This window comes from Microcoleus sp. BROC3, assembly GCF_036702515.1.
In the GTDB taxonomy this organism is placed as follows: domain Bacteria; phylum Cyanobacteriota; class Cyanobacteriia; order Cyanobacteriales; family Microcoleaceae; genus Microcoleus.
Genome location: NZ_JAUBTQ010000003.1, coordinates 101,043 through 117,181, shown reverse-complemented (window position 1 = coordinate 117,181; position 16,139 = coordinate 101,043). Strand labels below are relative to the sequence as shown.

General features: G+C 46.6%; 10 protein-coding genes. 3 read left to right on the top strand and 7 right to left on the bottom strand.

Going from position 1 to position 16,139, the window contains the following annotated elements:
- Positions 1–219: 219 nt before the first annotated feature.
- The 3 genes from QUB30_RS02930 to QUB30_RS02920 all read right to left on the bottom strand — a co-directional run bounded on the left by QUB30_RS02930 (position 220) and on the right by QUB30_RS02920 (position 4,035).
- Positions 220–2,589, bottom strand: coding sequence for a glycoside hydrolase family 31 protein (locus tag QUB30_RS02930; RefSeq protein ID WP_333328814.1), 2,370 nt, complete (start codon positions 2,587–2,589; stop codon positions 220–222).
- A gap of 688 nt (positions 2,590–3,277) precedes the next feature.
- A complete protein-coding gene (locus QUB30_RS02925; protein ID WP_333328811.1) occupies positions 3,278–3,637 on the bottom strand; it encodes a group 1 truncated hemoglobin in 360 nt (119 codons plus the stop codon).
- Between the two features lie 176 nt (positions 3,638–3,813).
- Positions 3,814–4,035, bottom strand: coding sequence for a hypothetical protein (locus QUB30_RS02920; protein ID WP_333328809.1), 222 nt, complete (start codon positions 4,033–4,035; stop codon positions 3,814–3,816).
- Positions 4,036–4,398: 363 nt separating this feature from the next.
- On the opposite strand from QUB30_RS02920, the gene QUB30_RS02915 reads away from it, so the two are divergent.
- Positions 4,399–5,001: a 2OG-Fe(II) oxygenase gene (locus tag QUB30_RS02915; protein ID WP_333328806.1), complete on the top strand. Its 603-nt coding sequence runs from the start codon at positions 4,399–4,401 to the stop codon at positions 4,999–5,001.
- Positions 5,002–5,467: 466 nt separating this feature from the next.
- On the opposite strand, the gene QUB30_RS02910 is transcribed toward QUB30_RS02915, so the two are convergent.
- Both QUB30_RS02910 and QUB30_RS02905 read right to left on the bottom strand, forming a co-directional pair.
- Positions 5,468–5,869: a biopolymer transporter ExbD gene (locus QUB30_RS02910; RefSeq protein ID WP_333328803.1), complete on the bottom strand. Its 402-nt coding sequence runs from the start codon at positions 5,867–5,869 to the stop codon at positions 5,468–5,470.
- Positions 5,853–6,512, bottom strand: coding sequence for a MotA/TolQ/ExbB proton channel family protein (locus tag QUB30_RS02905; protein WP_333328801.1), 660 nt, complete (start codon positions 6,510–6,512; stop codon positions 5,853–5,855). The genes QUB30_RS02910 and QUB30_RS02905 overlap by 17 nt, the downstream gene beginning before the upstream one ends.
- 750 nt (positions 6,513–7,262) lie before the next feature.
- On the opposite strand from QUB30_RS02905, the gene QUB30_RS02900 reads away from it, so the two are divergent.
- Together QUB30_RS02900 and QUB30_RS02895 are read left to right on the top strand one after the other, a co-directional pair.
- Positions 7,263–8,933: a TonB family protein gene (locus QUB30_RS02900; RefSeq protein ID WP_333328798.1), complete on the top strand. Its 1,671-nt coding sequence runs from the start codon at positions 7,263–7,265 to the stop codon at positions 8,931–8,933.
- A gap of 54 nt (positions 8,934–8,987) precedes the next feature.
- The gene (locus QUB30_RS02895; protein ID WP_333328795.1) at positions 8,988–10,106 is read left to right on the top strand and encodes a hypothetical protein; all 1,119 of its coding nucleotides are present in this window, start codon (positions 8,988–8,990) and stop codon (positions 10,104–10,106) included.
- A 360-nt stretch (positions 10,107–10,466) separates the two neighbouring features.
- Here the strand turns inward: QUB30_RS02895 and QUB30_RS02890 are convergent, their stop codons facing one another.
- Both QUB30_RS02890 and QUB30_RS02885 read right to left on the bottom strand, forming a co-directional pair.
- Positions 10,467–11,609, bottom strand: coding sequence for an aldo/keto reductase (locus tag QUB30_RS02890; RefSeq protein ID WP_333328792.1), 1,143 nt, complete (start codon positions 11,607–11,609; stop codon positions 10,467–10,469).
- Positions 11,610–11,682: 73 nt separating this feature from the next.
- Positions 11,683–16,089, bottom strand: a complete 4,407-nt coding sequence (locus tag QUB30_RS02885; RefSeq protein ID WP_333328788.1) for an amino acid adenylation domain-containing protein — start codon at positions 16,087–16,089, stop codon at positions 11,683–11,685.
- Between the last annotated feature and the right edge of the window lie 50 nt (positions 16,090–16,139).

The window sequence follows — 16,139 nt, the reverse complement described above, 5'->3', positions numbered from 1 at the left end:
TTTATCCAACCCCTTTGCCGAATTTGTTGGCTGTTTTTTGGGGATTTCTCTACCCCGCTAACATCTTTGCTATCGGCTGATGAATTCGATCGCACCACACCGGAATCACAGGCTGACCAGATTTTCAGGATGCGATCGCCCTTTCCATCTCAAACTCTGCCAGATCGAGCGATCGCCCTGAATGAATCCCACCATAGCATAAACCGCTTTATGCCAAAGTTATCCAAATGTCAAACGCCGCACCGTACCATCATCTATAAATCGCTGTTCGCCAACGCCAACAACTTCCACAATAACTTCGCGTTCAGAAATCGAAAATTGACCCTCGCGCGCGGCAATTTCAACGATGATTTTTTCCTCTTCCAAATACACCTTGTAATTAGTCGTAGCCCAGACACCTTTTTCATGTTCAAAACTCTGTCCATCGTCCTCATAAAGCGTCCATTCACCAGTTCCGGGCCAAATTCGCATTTTTAATGACTCAAGCGGTTCTTCGCTGACAAATTGCCTCACAGGTGCGATCGCAATTATGCCCCCGCCCCGCACGTAAAGCGGCATTCTCTCCAAAGGTGCACAAGCTAAAATGTGCGTCGGGCCGTGATAGCATTCGCCCGTCCACCAATCGTACCAAGTCCCCTCCGGCAAATACACGGCGCGGTGCTCAACTCCCGGGCGGTAAACGGGTGCAGCCATCAGCGACGGGCCGAGCAATACTTGATCGTAAAGGTGATAAGTTGCCCGATCGCGCGGAAAGTGATACAGTAACGGTCGCAAAATCGGCGTTCCCGCCGTCGCCGCTTCCCAAAACAACGTGTAAATGTAAGGCAACAACTGATAGCGCAAATTCATGTATTCGCGGCAAATCTTCTCAGTGCGAGATCCAAAAACCCACGGTTCGTGCTGCGCCGTACTCATCGCCGAATGACCGCGCATCAAGGGATACAGCATCCCCACCTGCATCCACCGCGCGAACAGTTCAGCCGTTGCATTCCCCGCAAAACCGCCGATGTCGCAACCGACAAACGCCACGCCGGAAAGCCCCATATTGCAAAGCATTGGTAGCGACATTTCTAAGTGTTCCCACTGCGATTGATTGTCGCCCATCCATACCGAGGAGTAACGCTGAATGCCGGCAAAACCCGATCGCGTCAGCACAAAAGATCGCTCGCCCGATCGCACTTTTTGCAACCCCTCAGCACAAGCTTTCGCCATCATCAACCCATACAAATTGTGCGTTTCCGCGTGGGTAGCGCGATCGGATTCCGGGCCTTGCGGTGCATCTAGGGGAAAGCTGATGTGTTCGCCGCCGTCGCCAAAAGGCCGTTCTGCGATCGCAGGTTCGTTCATGTCGTTCCAAATCCCCGAAATCCCAATATCTGTCAGAGTTTTGTGCAATTCGCCCCACCATTCGCGCACCTCCGGCCTCATGAAGTCGGGAAACACCGCTTTGTCCGGCCAAACGTAACCGTGGAATAGCTTTCCCTCTGCGGTGCGAACGAAATAGTCATTCTCCACACCCCGATCGAATATTTCATAATCTGCTTCCGGTTCGTACTTGACACCGGGATCGACTATCGTGACAACCTTAAAACCCGCTGCTTTCAAGTCTGCGATCAGTTTCGCGGGATCGGGGAAACGCTTCGGGCTCCAGGTAAAAACGCGGTAGCCGCGCATATAGTCGATGTCGAGGTGGATGACATCGCAGGGAATCGCCCGATCGCGAAATTCCTTCGCCAACTCCCGCACAATGTCCTCTGATTCGTAGCTCCAGCGGCATTGGTGGTATCCCAGCGCCCATTTTGGCGGAAGCGGCATCCGGCCGGTTAACTGGGTGTAGGTGGCGATAATTTGGGCGGGTTCCGGGCCGTAAATGATGTAGTAGTCGAGTTCCGTGTCTCTGGTTTCCATCCGCAAAACCCCGGGTTTTTCCGCGCCGATATCGAATTGACTCCAAAATGTCGTGTTGAAGAAAATGCCGTAAGCGCGATCGGGATTCAGGGCGATGTAAAATGCGATCGCCTGGTACATTTCATCGGTGAGGGAATTGTAGTCGAGGGAGTCGGTTGTCCAGTTTGTCTTGACTTCGGAGAGTTTGTCGAGAAAGCCGGTGCGTTCGCCGAAACCGTAGAAGTGCTCGTCTGCTTCGATGCGCTTCCAGCCCGCAGTTGCACCTGCGCGCCATCCCATACTGCGATCGCAGTCGCTAGCAAAGGGTTTTCCCGATTTGTCAAAGCATTCGATTGCAGCGCGCGATCGCTTGACTGAAATCGTTATTTGTGATGTTTCAATTTCTATTTTTTCGTCTGTTTCTCGCACTTCAAATGGTGTGATTTCCCACTCTTCGTCAGGGACAGTTATTGAGTGCGATCGGCTTTCTACCCCCCCTTGCCCCCCCTTACTAAGGGGGGGTTGGGGGGGGTTTGGGGACATTCGCACTCGGATTAAATTCGGTGCGAGGATGCTGATATTTAGGGAGATCTCGCCGCAATTAAAGTGAATTGTGCGATCGGTTTTATTTATGGATTCTACCGAACCGATTGTTGACCAAGGCTGTTCAGTAGTTTGGAGTTTTCCGAAGTATTGCGGCATATACGATTTGGTAATTTGTAATTGGTAATTGGCAATTAGTAAACCGATCGTGCAAGCCGCACTTGACTGGCGTCATCTAGCTAAAGGAGGAATATAACTTGTCAGCATTTCAAGTAAATGAACAAATGCGGGAAAATATACTTCAGCAATACCGTGATCGGCCGAATAAGCTACTATAAAAAATGAAACAGGTATCCATAAATTAAGTGAAAAATAACTGATGCCTTGCACTATTTTTCATAGTAAATCAGACTTTATGAACAGGCAAGATGCCTGTTCTACCATAAAATTTAGTCTTTGTGGAACAGGCATCTTGCCTGTTCTTAATAACGGTGCCAGATGTCAGAAATAACTTAAATCCGCTACTATAGCAATCCTTGCAGGAGTTGTAAATTTTGTACCCCACCCCAACCCTCCCCGAACCCGTGGGGAGAAAGTAAGAAATTCACAAATGATTCAAGGATTGCTATATATCTATCGCGCGATTGCTTCCCATAACTCATACGGGATATCAGTTAAACAACTCTAGCAATCCTCGCATCAATTATGAACTCTTCTCTTCCTTCGCGTCTTCGCGGTTCATTATATCCGGCAAAAAACAAAGTGAATCTTTCGCTGCCTAATTACGAAATCTCCACTTTTATCACTATTCTAGTGGCTGCAAAAACCATGTTGCATTCACTCGATCTTACTTGTACAAAACAGCCTCTTTCAAAGTCGCGATCTTACCTAGCGCTTCATCGAGATCCTCTTGGGATGCACCGTGGGCAATGATGGCATCGGTCAAATGCTTCACAATCGCATCAAAGTGTTCTGGCTGTAAATTCAAACCTGCGTGTGCTTTCTCCATTGAACGGCCTGAGTATTGCTTGGGGCCGCCAAGGGCATAAGAGATAAAAGCAGTTTGATGGCGGCGCTGCTTTTCCATATCTGTATGATCGAAGAAGTGGCTCACTATCTCGTCAGCCAAAACATCGCGGTAAAAATCATCAACCATCTCTTTAATAGCTGGCTCTCCACCCATTTTCTCGTACAATGTTGTTGCCATATCGTTTCAGCGAGTTGTTTTTTTTCACTTACTCTTTAATTTTAGCTGGCAGCTTTGCTTTTTTCACCCTGTGAAATATTAATTTTATCTAAAATAATTACTTAGTAACTGTTGCGACTGCTGGTATTTTTTAGACCACCCTCTATTGGTAAACTTTATTAACGTTCTATCGCCAGTTAGATATTGTCGATCGCCCTCCCAGCATTTTGACCTAATGCACAGATTGCTTTTTTTAGCAAGATGTTTCCTATACAGCGCCAACACCCATCGGTTTTCCAGCTAGCAAACTCAAGAAATCGGTGATAAAACAGAGGCCGGATGCGATCGCAATTTCCGCGATCGCCTCTGCAATTCCACAAGTTAAAATAAATGGGCGATCGGCTGCTGAGCGGCATCATGTATAATCGAATTGCAAATATAGCAATCCTAAATCATTTGTGAATCTCTTACTCCCTCCCCGCGGCTTCGGGGAGGGTTGGGGTGGGGTAAAAAATTTACGACTCCTGCAAGAATTGCCCATATAATCGAATCACAACGACGAGCGGCGAAAGTCGATCGCCTGTATACTGATATTCTGCCGTTTCTAGTCGGTTGCGACACTTCCGGGCGATCGCCCGCAGTTAAGAAAAACCTTTGATTTAATTACGCGGACTTAAATCAACATTATGATGCCATCCGCGAGGAACGAAGCAATCCCAAGTCTGAGCGATTGCTGCATTTCTATCTGCTGTTTCCTTAAACTTTGATGATTTTTGAGTGCCTTGAAATACTATAGCCAACATCCTAACGCTTTCTCGATCGACTACCTCAACGACTTGCGAGGAGCAATTCTAGCCTCCCCTTATCTAGCAATCAACAACCTCAACCGCGATTTCATTGGCACAAAAGGGTTTTCCGTGGTGTTTCAACGTGCGGAAATCGCCGAAGTAGAACGGCGGTTTCCCTTGTTTAAACCCTATCTAGACCAAGCATTACAGCCTGAATGCAATGCTTTTTACCTCAACCCTTTGTTGCTGGGTGAAGGTTCCCGCGTCGATCCGCATATCGATCGATCTTTGCGATCGTACTGCAAAACGGTTGAACCTCCCGCAGCCGTCAGCGTTTTGTACGTACAAGTACCGCCGAACTTGCAAGGGGGAGAGTTGATACTGCGGCGCAACAAACAGCAAGTCGGGCAGATTAAGCCGCAAGCCAACTCGCTGGTCTATTTTCAAGGAGATTTGACTCACTCTGTCAACGCTGTTAAAACTACCGGAACTCGTTTGAGTTTGGTTTGCGAACAGTACAGTTTGAGCGAAACAGAATTGCAAGATATTCCAGGATTCACAGTGGAATCTAGGGCCGTGAAAGCCAAAAGCAAGTAAGGTCTATTCGATAAAAAGAATCTCCTTATTGCAAGGTCAATATAGTAGCCAAAAACACATATATTTACCAAACATATGATTTATTAATTGTGTAGATATCAACCGGGCTATCCACCAATTCTGGGTAATAAATTACCGGATTTATGCTGCACTATTAGGACGGTAACAGCAAGCAATAATACCTTGCTCATCAAATCAAATATGTGAGTCAATTGTCAACAACTCCCTTTTTCCAGTCCTGGACGCAAAAACCCGGTTTCTTCACGTGACAACGAGAAACCGGGTTTTTTGGTTAGCCTGCGTCCAGGACTGATAATCTGAAATTACAGAGGTACTAAAACCCGGGTAGTAAAGCCTGTATTCATTTTTGAATCAGGCTTACAGGCTTTTTTAGCAGTACATATGCACGAGGTAATTTCAGTTTAAAGGTATGAGGGAATTACAAATGAGTAATTATAGGAACTCTCTACTTGGTGGTAGCAATCCCTAACTTAGCTCCCTTAATTCGGCGTAATTTATCCATAACTTCCACAACATTTCCGTGATTGACGCTTGTATCCGCATTCAGCACAATTAATGAGGTCTGATTTGAACCCATCACCTGTCGCACCGTACTCTCAATCTGCTCTAAGTTGACTAACTTTTTATCAACCATTAACTTTCCATTAGCATCAATGGTGACGGTGATTTTAGCAGGTGCTTCCTGAGTCTGAGAGGTTGCTGCTTTCGGTAAATTTACGGGTAGACCCTCGGATTTGGATAAAGACAAAGAGGAAACAATGAAAAACGTCAATATGGCGAAGGTTACATCAATCAGTGGCACGATGTTGATCTGGGGAATACTATCAGGTTCATCGGGTAGGCGCATAATTAGATTCTCTTAGTAGTTGTTCGTAGCGGTGACGGTACAGTAACTCTAGCTGACCTCCGGCTTCCTGAATAAAAGCTATTTGCTGTAAGTAAAACCCGCGAAACATATTGGCAAATACGAGCGTAAAGATTGCCACCACTAACCCCATTGCCGTAGAAACCAGGGCTTCGCTAATCCCCCCGGTAACGCCTGCGGCATTGGTGCCTGCAGCATCTCCCAGTTTGAGGGAGTCAAAGGTGGTAATTAAGCCCAAAACTGTTCCGAGCAACCCAAATAGCGGGGAGAGGGTGATAATGGTGTCAAATATTGTATTGAATCGCTTCAAAACGGGGATTTCTGCCTGAGCTGCACTCTCTAAGACCAAACGAAATTCTTCGATGTTGGGCGAGTCTAATTCTAATGCTTCCAAAAAAATTCTGGCTAACGGCAAATCAGCGTTTACTTGTAACTTTTTGATGGCGGAATCCGGGTTTTGACTGTAAAGTTTTAGCACTTCCCGGACGACACGCCGCTGTCGCCGATTCACTTTAAACCAAAAAACAAGACGCTCTAAAATCAGTGCGACTGCTGCGATTGACGAGGCAAGCAGCGGCCAAGAAACAATGCCCCCAGCGCGAAAAATGTAAATGAAATTATCCATTAGTTTGTATTCTCGTTATCTGTGTTGAGCGATCGCAAGCTGCCTAATGCTGCAATTAGCCCGATCGAAGGCTGGTAGAGTTTCTGCGTCAAGTCGGCATAAGTGATTCAGACTGCGAATTGTTTCACTCAAGCGCGATCGCGATCGCACAAACGCACTACCTGTATGTGACTATCTTCGTCTGTACCCAAAATGCTGCTACTGTTATCCCGACCGATTTTTCTGCCAGTGCTTCCTTGCTAACTATTAGCGTTAGAACTTGAAAATAATCTTCAATAATTTAAAAGATTCTCAACTAGGTTTCCACAAAATTCCGTCCGTGTCAAGGCATGACCAACAATTTTTGATAAAATCTACTTATTATTTAAATTAAATTGATTAGAAATTTTTATTTAAAAATTCTCTAAAAAGCTTGAGAATGTTGAAATTTATTGGTATATTCCCGGCTGGAGTATTGCATTTAAGGCATTTTGGAAGCTTGCCCTGCCAGAATCCGAACATTGACAGCGCCCATGAGAGCAACGTCGGGCCACCCAAAGGAAATGCTGCATGGTGGCGTCTACTCGCTCTATCAAAATTAAATAAATGAAAATTAATAGCAAGAGTCTTGAACAGGTGACAGTCTTCTTATAGGATGGGTAAGTTCATCATTGATAGCAAGCTCAACCCGCAGTTGGTAAGTTGTTTCGGGTTATGTGGGGGAGCCAGCAAGGATGTTGCCAACCCATCCATAAAGGAGTTTCACAAGGCATGAGTTTTTCAAATGTTTCGGCGACGCAAAGACAACAACAAGAAGAAGCTCTCAAAAAAGTTCTGGCGATCAGTCTGTTAGCCTCAACCTTCCTGCACGGTGTCGCGCTGCCGTTGAGCCTCAACTTGGTCAAACCTGCTGAATTTTCACAGGATTCTATTGAAGTTGTGATGCTTGATGAGCCTAAAGTAGAGGAAATCCAGCCAGAGCCGGCTATTGAAGAAAAGGTATCTCCCCCGCCTGAGACGTTAAAACCAGAACCGCCACCAGAGCCAACTCCCCCAGAGGAGTCACCCGTAGCCGCAACGCCCCCGCCGATTCCAGAGGAGCCACCCGTAGCGGCAGAGCCCCCGCCGATTCCAGAGGAGCCACCCGCAGCGGCAGAGCCCCCGCCGATTCCAGAGGAGCCACCCGCAGCGGCAGAGCCCCCACCGATTCCCAAGGAGCCACCGGTAGCGGCAGAGCCCCCACCGATTCCCAAGGAGCCACCGGTAGCGGTAACGCCACCACCAGAGATTAAGAAAGAGTTGCCCTTAACGGAAACTCCGCCACCAACTCCTGTGGAACCTTCCCCCGCACCTCAACAGGATTTCAATTCCCCAGAAACTCCTAAAACCCCGATCGCCAACGAACCCAAAAACCCCTTGCCCGCTCCAAAAATTGATAGCCCCAGCACAACGGCGAGCCAGGAATCCCCTCCCAGCGAACCACCCGTTACCGCTTCCCGCCCCAAGGGCGCTGGGAGTTCCGCAGACTTGACAAAAGATGCTGGAAATCCCAAGTCCTCCGACAGTCCTGAAAAAAATAACCCGCTATCGCCATCTGCTTCGGCTGGTGGTAACGGGGAGCCTTCGTCAGAGGGATTAAATCCTTCTTCCGGGCCCATCCAGCGATCGCCCGGGGCTGGATCGCCCGTCACAGCTACTAGGCCAGGAGGCGGTGGCAATTCTGGAAATGCGATCGGGGATGCAGGAAACCTCGCCTCTTCTGGTGGCCCTGGAGGCGGAAGCCCTGGAGGCGGAAGCCCCGGAGGAAGTGGGTCGAACTCACCCTCTGGTGCCAGCGAAAATGGCGACATACCTTCCTCAGAGCCATTTGGGGATGGTTCGGGCCGATTGGGGGGATCGTCAACGGCTGGCTCACCAGTCACGGGCGGAAGCCCTGGAGGCAGAGGCCCCGGAGGCAGAGGACCTGGAGGCGGAGGCCCGGGAGTCGGAGGCCCTGGAGGCGGAGGCCCTGGAGGCGGAAGCCCGGAAGGCGGAAGCCCGGGAGGACGCGGCTCGAACTCGTCACGCGGTGGAGGTGGAAATGGCAGCGGGGGTTCGTCAGAGCCATTTGGCAGCGGTTCGGGCTCGGTGCCAAAACCGACAAATCCAGGAGGAGGGGGAGGTTCTTCGCGCCCTTCGGGCCCGCCTCCAGGTACTTGCATTAGCTGCGGTAAACCTGATTATCCGAGCGCAGCCAGACAACAAGGGCGGCAAGGCCGAGTGCAAGTCAAGTTTGACGTTGACCCCAACGGCAAGGCATTCAACATCGCAATCTTGGTTTCTAGCAACTACGATGACTTCGATCGCGCAGCGATTAAAACAGTAGAAAAATGGAAATTCGCCTCATCAGAGACTGGCATTCAAGGAAAAACAGCGTCCATTACCTTCCGGCTCAATGATTAGGGAATTGCTGGAAACATCAGTAATTTGCCGGGAAATTCAGTACCGGAAACGGAAGTGCAAACTGAAAAATTTAATTTTTTGTCAATTATGAATTTGGGAATATCGCCAGCCAAATTAAGTAAACTTCCGCGAATTGGACTCGCTTTATTACTTGGTTCCAACTTGGGAATGATTCACTTATTTGCGAACCCTGACAGCGCAATGGCAGCAGTGATTACTTTACCCGATGGCGGACGTTGCGAGGGAGAATTGAGTGACGGAAAACTCAGCGGTTCAGCCACCTGTCAATATGCCAACGGCGATCGCTACGAAGGTCAATTTCTCAACGGCAAACCTCACGGTCGAGGCATCTATACCTTTAAAGAAGAAGGTCGATACCAAGGAGAATTTGCCTCGGGTGAATTCAACGGTCAAGGTGTCCGCGAATTTGCTAACGGCAACCGCTACGAAGGGAGTTTTAAAAACGGTGAGTTTGAGGGTACAGGAACTTTTACCTCAACTAACGGCATTCGTTATGAAGGCACTTTTACGAGTGGTTCTCCCAGCGGTAGAGGGGCTTTTACATTCAGTAACGGCACTCGTTGCGAAGGAGATATTAAAGAAGGAAAAGTTAACGGCAAAGGCGTTTGTCAATATGCTAATAAGAACCGCTACGAAGGAGAGTTGCTCAATAACGCGCCTCACGGGCAGGGAATCTATACCTTTGCAGAAGAAGGCCGTTACGAGGGGCAATTTAGTGAAGGACAATTTCACGGTAAAGGGGTTCGCGAATATCCGAACGGGAACCGCTATGAAGGAGAGTTTGTGAAGGGCAACCCTCAAGGTCAGGGATTGTTTACTTTTAAAGAAGGGGGACGTTATCAAGGGCCGTTCGACAATGGAGAATTTAGTGGTGAAGGTGTCCGTGAGTTCGCCAATGGAAATAGCTATAAAGGCACCTTTGTCAATGGTAAGATGAGCGGGAAAGGAGTTTACGTTTTTGCGAATGGCGATCGCTGCGAAGGCGAATTTAGGGAGGGTCAGTTCAACGGGAAAGGTACCTGCATTTACGCCAATGGCGATCGCTATGAAGGTGAATTCCTCGACGGCAAGAAACACGGTCAAGGTTCCTACATTTATAAAGATGGAACTAAGCTAGAAGGAAATTGGCAACAAGGTCAACTTCAAAAATAATCATTTTTATTTTTCCGCGCCTTCTAAAAAAGCAGCGAACAAATTTTAACACAATTGGGCTAGGTTTTTAGGCAATTTGGGTCTCAGGCGGAGTTAGATACTCCGCTAGTCCTTGGACTGAGATTCAACGAAGTTTTGATACCAAGTCCGGTAGCATCGGAATTAATATTACCCGCAGTCAGGACACGGCCCCCTGTCCTCGGTATCATTCCGATGCTACCGGAAACGATATGATACCAAATTCGGCGATCGAACCCGGATATAAAGTTACGGTGCGTAACTCAAAAAGCCTTCAACACAAGCCAAAATCTATTCACAGTCACGCACCCTAATATATCGCTAAATTTGATGAGGTGTACTTCAGTTTCGCTTTAACTCTTTCGCAATTAAATGAGTAAGTTTATGAAAGTTTGCCTTCTCAAGCTGCGGGATAGCAGCAATAGCTAGATTTTCTCTAATATGTTTTGGTGTTTTCATCCCGACTAGAGCACTCAGAAGGCCAGGGGCGCTGCGGGTATATTGGAGTGCCCGCTGGCAGTCCGTCTGCAGGCGATCGTCCCCAAAGGCAGAAGCAATGTTTTCTGGGATCTTACCAGCAACCTGTGCTTGACAGATCGACTTGCTGGCGATCGCAGCAATCCCTAAGCGATCGGCTGCTTCCACCGTCGAAATTTGTTCTCCTTCAAGCGTCTGAGTTGGAGACAGTAGCGCTTCTGGCATCGCCATATTCAAAGGAAACTGAATGAACCGGAAGCGATCTTCTCTATTGCCAGCAACCTCACGGGCAATCGATTTTGCCCGCGACAGATCGATACGGTCACTTTGAGTCGGAGGTACGCGAAAAGCATTCCAAGTTGCTAAACCGTAATTGGCAATTTTTCCAACTAAAACGGCGTCTTCCATTACCTCAAAAATTGTTCGCAACTGATTGTAAAAAATATCAGGCTCGACTTTGGAAAGTTGCTTTTCGGGATTGTGAATATAGTAAACATCGATTGTCTGAATCCCGAGGTTGGCAAGGCTCCTGTCAAGCTGATCTTGAATGTATTCTGGGTGGATGCAGTAACGTTCCTCAGCCAAATCATCCATACTGACAGTAGAGTTATTTGGCTCGACATACTGCCGATAAAACCAGTCTGCTTGGTTCGGATTTGGGCAAGGCAGAACCCCTCCTTTCGTACAGATAATTAATTCATCTCTTGAAACATCTCCCGATGCCACGAGTTGCCGAATAGCCTTTCCTACACTGAGCTCTCCATGCTGATACCGATAGTTGATTGCTGAGTCGATTAGATTTGCACCCTGCTGAACGGATTCAATTACCGCTGCCGTGACAAGGGTGTCAGTACACTCATCCGGTTCGCCAAGATAAGTCCCAATTCCAATAGAACTCGCTACAAGTGAATTTGCTTCTCGAAAATAATCGGCTGCACAGTTTTGATTGTGCCTTTGCTTGTAACGCTGTGTTCCTTCTGCGGTAGCTCTACCTGCGATCGCGCTCATCGTACTTTACCTATATCAGAATATGCTGGTTTCTTCTCAATTCAATTTCTGGTTTCACCGACTAACGATCGATCTAACTCGATTCCAAAGCATCTAGAAAACCACTCCGAATCAAATACGAGAAATAGGTACTAAACAATTGCCTATCTACAGGCGGACAAGCGATAGAAGTTCCTGCGAGTCCAGTCAGCGTGTTTTGGCAGTCAAAATGTTGCGCTGCTAAGTTAGATATTGGTTTTGGCGATTCAGTTGGATTGGCGCTAGTAGATGCCTGTTGAGTAAAAATTGGCACAAGTGGAGTCAATGCGTTTTCTTGCGATCGCCCAGCAGCATCAAGGAGTTTTGCTCGCCAAATATCATAGGAAACTGGTTCTAGCGGGTAGCCAAATGAGTGAATCCAGGTGATGATTTCACTCCAATGCGCCGGGTGCGAATTAACTAAGTGAAATACCTTTCCTAAAGATTCTTTTTGCCTTGATAAATGAACGATCGCTTGGCTAGTATAGTCCACAGGGATTAGATTCACCATCGAGTTGCGATCGGGAACGCTTTTTAGTTGGATACAGCCTCGAATCGTTCTGAATGTATGATCGTCTGGGTTGCAAACTCCCGTCTTACTGTCTCCTGATATCCGTCCCGGTCTGTAAATAGTGATAGGAAAACCGCGATCGCGAGCAATTGTTACTAGCTTTTCGGCAACCCATTTACTCTGAGTATAGCCACTTGAGAGTTCGTCGGCGCGAGGCAGGCTATCCTGTTCTTTAATGATTTTAACCTCAGAACCATCCACAGATGCGATAACGCCAGTCGTCGATCCAACAACACCAATTGTGGAAATGAAATGTACCGGCTTTAGTTTAATTTGACTAGCCAACCTCAAGACTTCTTGAGTGCCCAAAACGTTAGCTGCCTTGAGGGCAGCGTAGGGATAAGTAAAGTTAACCAGCGCACCATTATGATAAATAGTGTCAACCTTACTAGCGAGCGATCCAAACTCTTCCTCGGAAAGCCCTAAAAGAGGCATTGACAAATCTCCTAAAACGGGAATAATCCTAGTGGCAAAAGATTCATTCCAAAGTAAATAAGCTTCAAGACTATTTTGCAGCTTCTTTTTACCTACTTCAATATTTGGCGATCGCACTAAGCAGTAAATATCAGCAGCAGTTTTCTGCAACAGTTCATCAAGTAAAAAAGCTCCTAAAAATCCTGTTGCTCCTGTCAAGAAAATAGCATTTTCTGAAACCGGAAAATTACAACTAGCAGCATTAGGGTTAATTTCTGGATCTAAGACAGCTTCAGCATTTAGATCGAAAGTTTCTACCCCAGTTTTGACAGGAGAGATTTTTGTTCCCAAAGTAGTCTCAAGGGTTTCAGCTAAGCCGGCGACAGTGGGCATTTCAAATAAGCTCCGCAAAGGTAAATCCACCTCAAAAGCACTTCGCACTAGGGCAAGAAGCTGAGTTACGAGCAAGGAATGACCGCCCAATTCAAAAAAGTTGTCATGAATGCCTACCTGTTCAATATCAAGGACTTTTCTCCAAATCTCAGCCAGTTTTTCCTCTATCGGGGTACGCGCTGCTACATAGACAGCTTCGAGTTCCGGGCGAGATTGATCGGGGGCTGGTAGTGACTGGCGATCGACCTTTCCGTTGGGAGTCAGAGGCAGAGATTTCAAGATCGTAAAAGCTGAAGGAAGCATATATTCAGGCAGCTTTTCTTTCAAGAAAATTCGCAGTTCATTGGAGTTGAGTGCTAGTTTGTTGTTGGGAACAACATAGGCGACTAAGCGTTTGTTTCCTGGCTCATTTTCCCAAGCTGAAACCGCAGACTGCCACACTCCATGATGTTGATTTAGTAATGCTTCAATTTCTCCCAGTTCAATGCGAAAACCTCTAATTTTTACCTGATGGTCGGTGCGTCCTAAAAACTCAAGGTTTCCATCCGGTAAATAGCAGGCTAAATCCCCGGTTTTGTACAGCATTGTTCCGGTAATAAAAGGGTTATTAATAAAACGCTCTCTTTGTTCTTCGGGTCGGTTTAAATAGCCCCTAGTTAACCCCGCTCCGCCGATATACAATTCCCCCGGTATATTTATTGGTACGGGTTGCAGTTGTTCATCTAGTACGTAGATTTGCGTATTAGGTAGAGGTAGTCCGAGGGGTACTGTTTTGGCAAGAGAGGCTAATTTTTTAACTGAATAAGTGAGTACGCCTACAGTTGTTTCTGTAGGGCCATAGTGATTGAAAATTTGGCAGTTAGGTACTTGCTGGTGGAGAGTTTCAATTAAGTCCCAGGTAGCAGCTTCACCGCCAAGGATGAGGTGAGTCTGGGGCAAGATAAACTGAGTTGGGGAAGAGGCTAAAAGAGCGGCGAGGTGGGAGGGAACAATCTTGATACAGTCAATAGGATTGCGGTTAAAGTAATCTGCTAGTGCCACTGGGTCGGATGCCCGCTCCTGAGATATTATATGCAAGCATCCCCCCGTACATAAAGCTGGGAAAATTACCGTGTTTCCCAAGTCAGCAGCGAAGGTAGAAACGGTAGCAAAACTGTTAGCAATCCGCAAGTCTAATCTGTCTAAAATACCGTACAAGTAGTTGAGGAGTTGTCGATGTTCAACGGCGACACCTTTGGGTTTGCCTGTAGAACCAGAGGTAAACAGTAAATAAACTAAGTTTTCGCATTTTACCTCGCTAGCTGGAGTGGCGTTGCTTTCTCGATTAATTATTTCCCAATCTGCATCTAAGCAGACTACTTTTGCCGGGGAATTTGGTAGCGTCTGAACAAGCGAATGCTGTGTTAAAAGTATCGAGGCCTGGGCATCTTGCAATCGGTTTGCTAAACTTTCTGCTGGTAATGCGGGATCTATAGGCAGATAAGCTCCACCTGATTTTAGAATACCGAGTAAGGCGATGATAATATCGAGCGATCGCTCTGCATATATCCCCACTGGCATATCTGGGACAACACCTAATTTTTGTAGGTAATGAGCTAATTGATTGGCGCGTGCATTGAGTTCAGCATAAGTCAATTGTTTGTCTTCAAACACGACAGCAATCTTGTCGGGTGTTTGTTGTACTTGTTCTTCAAAAAGCTGGTGGATGCACTTATCTTGCGGGTAATCAGTCTGAGTATTGTTAAACTCGACAAGTAGTTGATGGCGATCGCGATCGCTCAAAATCTCTAATTCGCTGACTTTAGCTTCTGGGTTACTCACAGCACTTTCTACCAAAGTCTGAAAGTGTCCTGCTAAACGTTTGATATCTGCTATCGAGAATAAGTTGGCATCGTAGTGAAACTCTGCGATCGTAAATTGTTCTCTTTGCAAGCAGGTTAGCTTAACTTTGAATGGCTCAAAGCAGGCGTATTGTTTATCAACGGAAAACACAATACCGCCAGCTTCATATTTATTCGCGCATTCTTCAAACTCAAAACTAATTGGGAAGTTAACACCATTAACATTTGTTTCTTGCTCTTCTTCCCCTACGAAATATTCTTCCCATTTGCGGTTATTGCCGATTGTTTCGGTAACTTGCCCCAAGATTTTAGTGAATTTAAAGTCTCGCTCAAAAGAACAACGAACAGGCAGGAATTTCGCAAGCAATCCCAGCATCTCATGCAGTTCATCATATTTTCTGCCATTACAGACAGTGTTAACGATAATGTCTGACTGTTTTGTGAATCGCCAGATTAAAGTCTGCCAACAAGCGAACAAAAATTCAGCAACTGTGGCATGATGTAAAGCTGCGACCGCTTCCATATTTGCCACTAAATCTGGCTCAATATTCAAAGCAAAAACATCAGGATCAAAAATGCTTTGATCGTTTAGCTTGGTCTCAAAAGGAAGGGTCAGCGGTGGAAAATTGCAGACAGCTTGCTGACTCCAATAAGCTTTTCCCTGCTCTGTATCCTCTCCCTCTAGCAATTCATTCTGCCATTCGGAAAACTGGACATATTGTATCGGTTCCTCAGATAGCTCTTTGCCTTCCAAGCAAGCAGCATAGGCATTACCGATTTGGTAAAATAAATTCTTGAGCGTCCAACTATCTGCACAGAGTGATGGCACAGTCACTAGCAAAATGTGCTTGTTAGCTGACAAATAAACTAGGGTTAAACGTAACAGCGGCCCCGTCTCCAACTTGAAAATAAAATGCCTTTCTTCCTGAAACAATTCTGCAATTCTGATTGATTGTTCATTTTGGGATAAATGGGTGAGATTAACCTCATGCCAGGAAAGGTTACTGCGCTCGGTTACTACTTGAAGAGGAATTTTGATTCCCGGTCGTCTGTAAAAAATCGTGCGAAATATTTCATGCAGATTAACAACTTTCTGTAAAGCTGTTTTTAGGACTGCAATATTCAGCGAACCCTCAAGCAGGATAGCAGACTGGGCCCGATAAACACAACTCTCTTTTTGCCACAGCCAAAGACGTTTTTGTTGGGGTGAAATCCGAAATCCTTCGACAATTGTGTTTTGCATTGTTGCTAGTTTAAGTTTATAAAATGGACTCAATTATTGAACAGAAAAAA

Excerpts from the sequence above, each read along its gene's own strand:
- QUB30_RS02890 (WP_333328792.1), bottom strand. The coding sequence starts at position 11,609 with ATGAGCGCGATCGCAGGTAGAGCTACCGCAGAAGGAACACAGCGTTAC.
- QUB30_RS02910 (WP_333328803.1), bottom strand. The coding sequence starts at position 5,869 with ATGCGCCTACCCGATGAACCTGATAGTATTCCCCAGATCAACATCGTG.
- QUB30_RS02885 (WP_333328788.1), bottom strand. The coding sequence starts at position 16,089 with ATGCAAAACACAATTGTCGAAGGATTTCGGATTTCACCCCAACAAAAA.
- QUB30_RS02900 (WP_333328798.1), top strand. The coding sequence starts at position 7,263 with ATGAGTTTTTCAAATGTTTCGGCGACGCAAAGACAACAACAAGAAGAA.
- QUB30_RS02930 (WP_333328814.1), bottom strand. The coding sequence starts at position 2,589 with ATGCCGCAATACTTCGGAAAACTCCAAACTACTGAACAGCCTTGGTCA.
- QUB30_RS02905 (WP_333328801.1), bottom strand. The coding sequence starts at position 6,512 with ATGGATAATTTCATTTACATTTTTCGCGCTGGGGGCATTGTTTCTTGG.
- QUB30_RS02920 (WP_333328809.1), bottom strand. The coding sequence starts at position 4,035 with ATGATGCCGCTCAGCAGCCGATCGCCCATTTATTTTAACTTGTGGAAT.
- QUB30_RS02925 (WP_333328811.1), bottom strand. The coding sequence starts at position 3,637 with ATGGCAACAACATTGTACGAGAAAATGGGTGGAGAGCCAGCTATTAAA.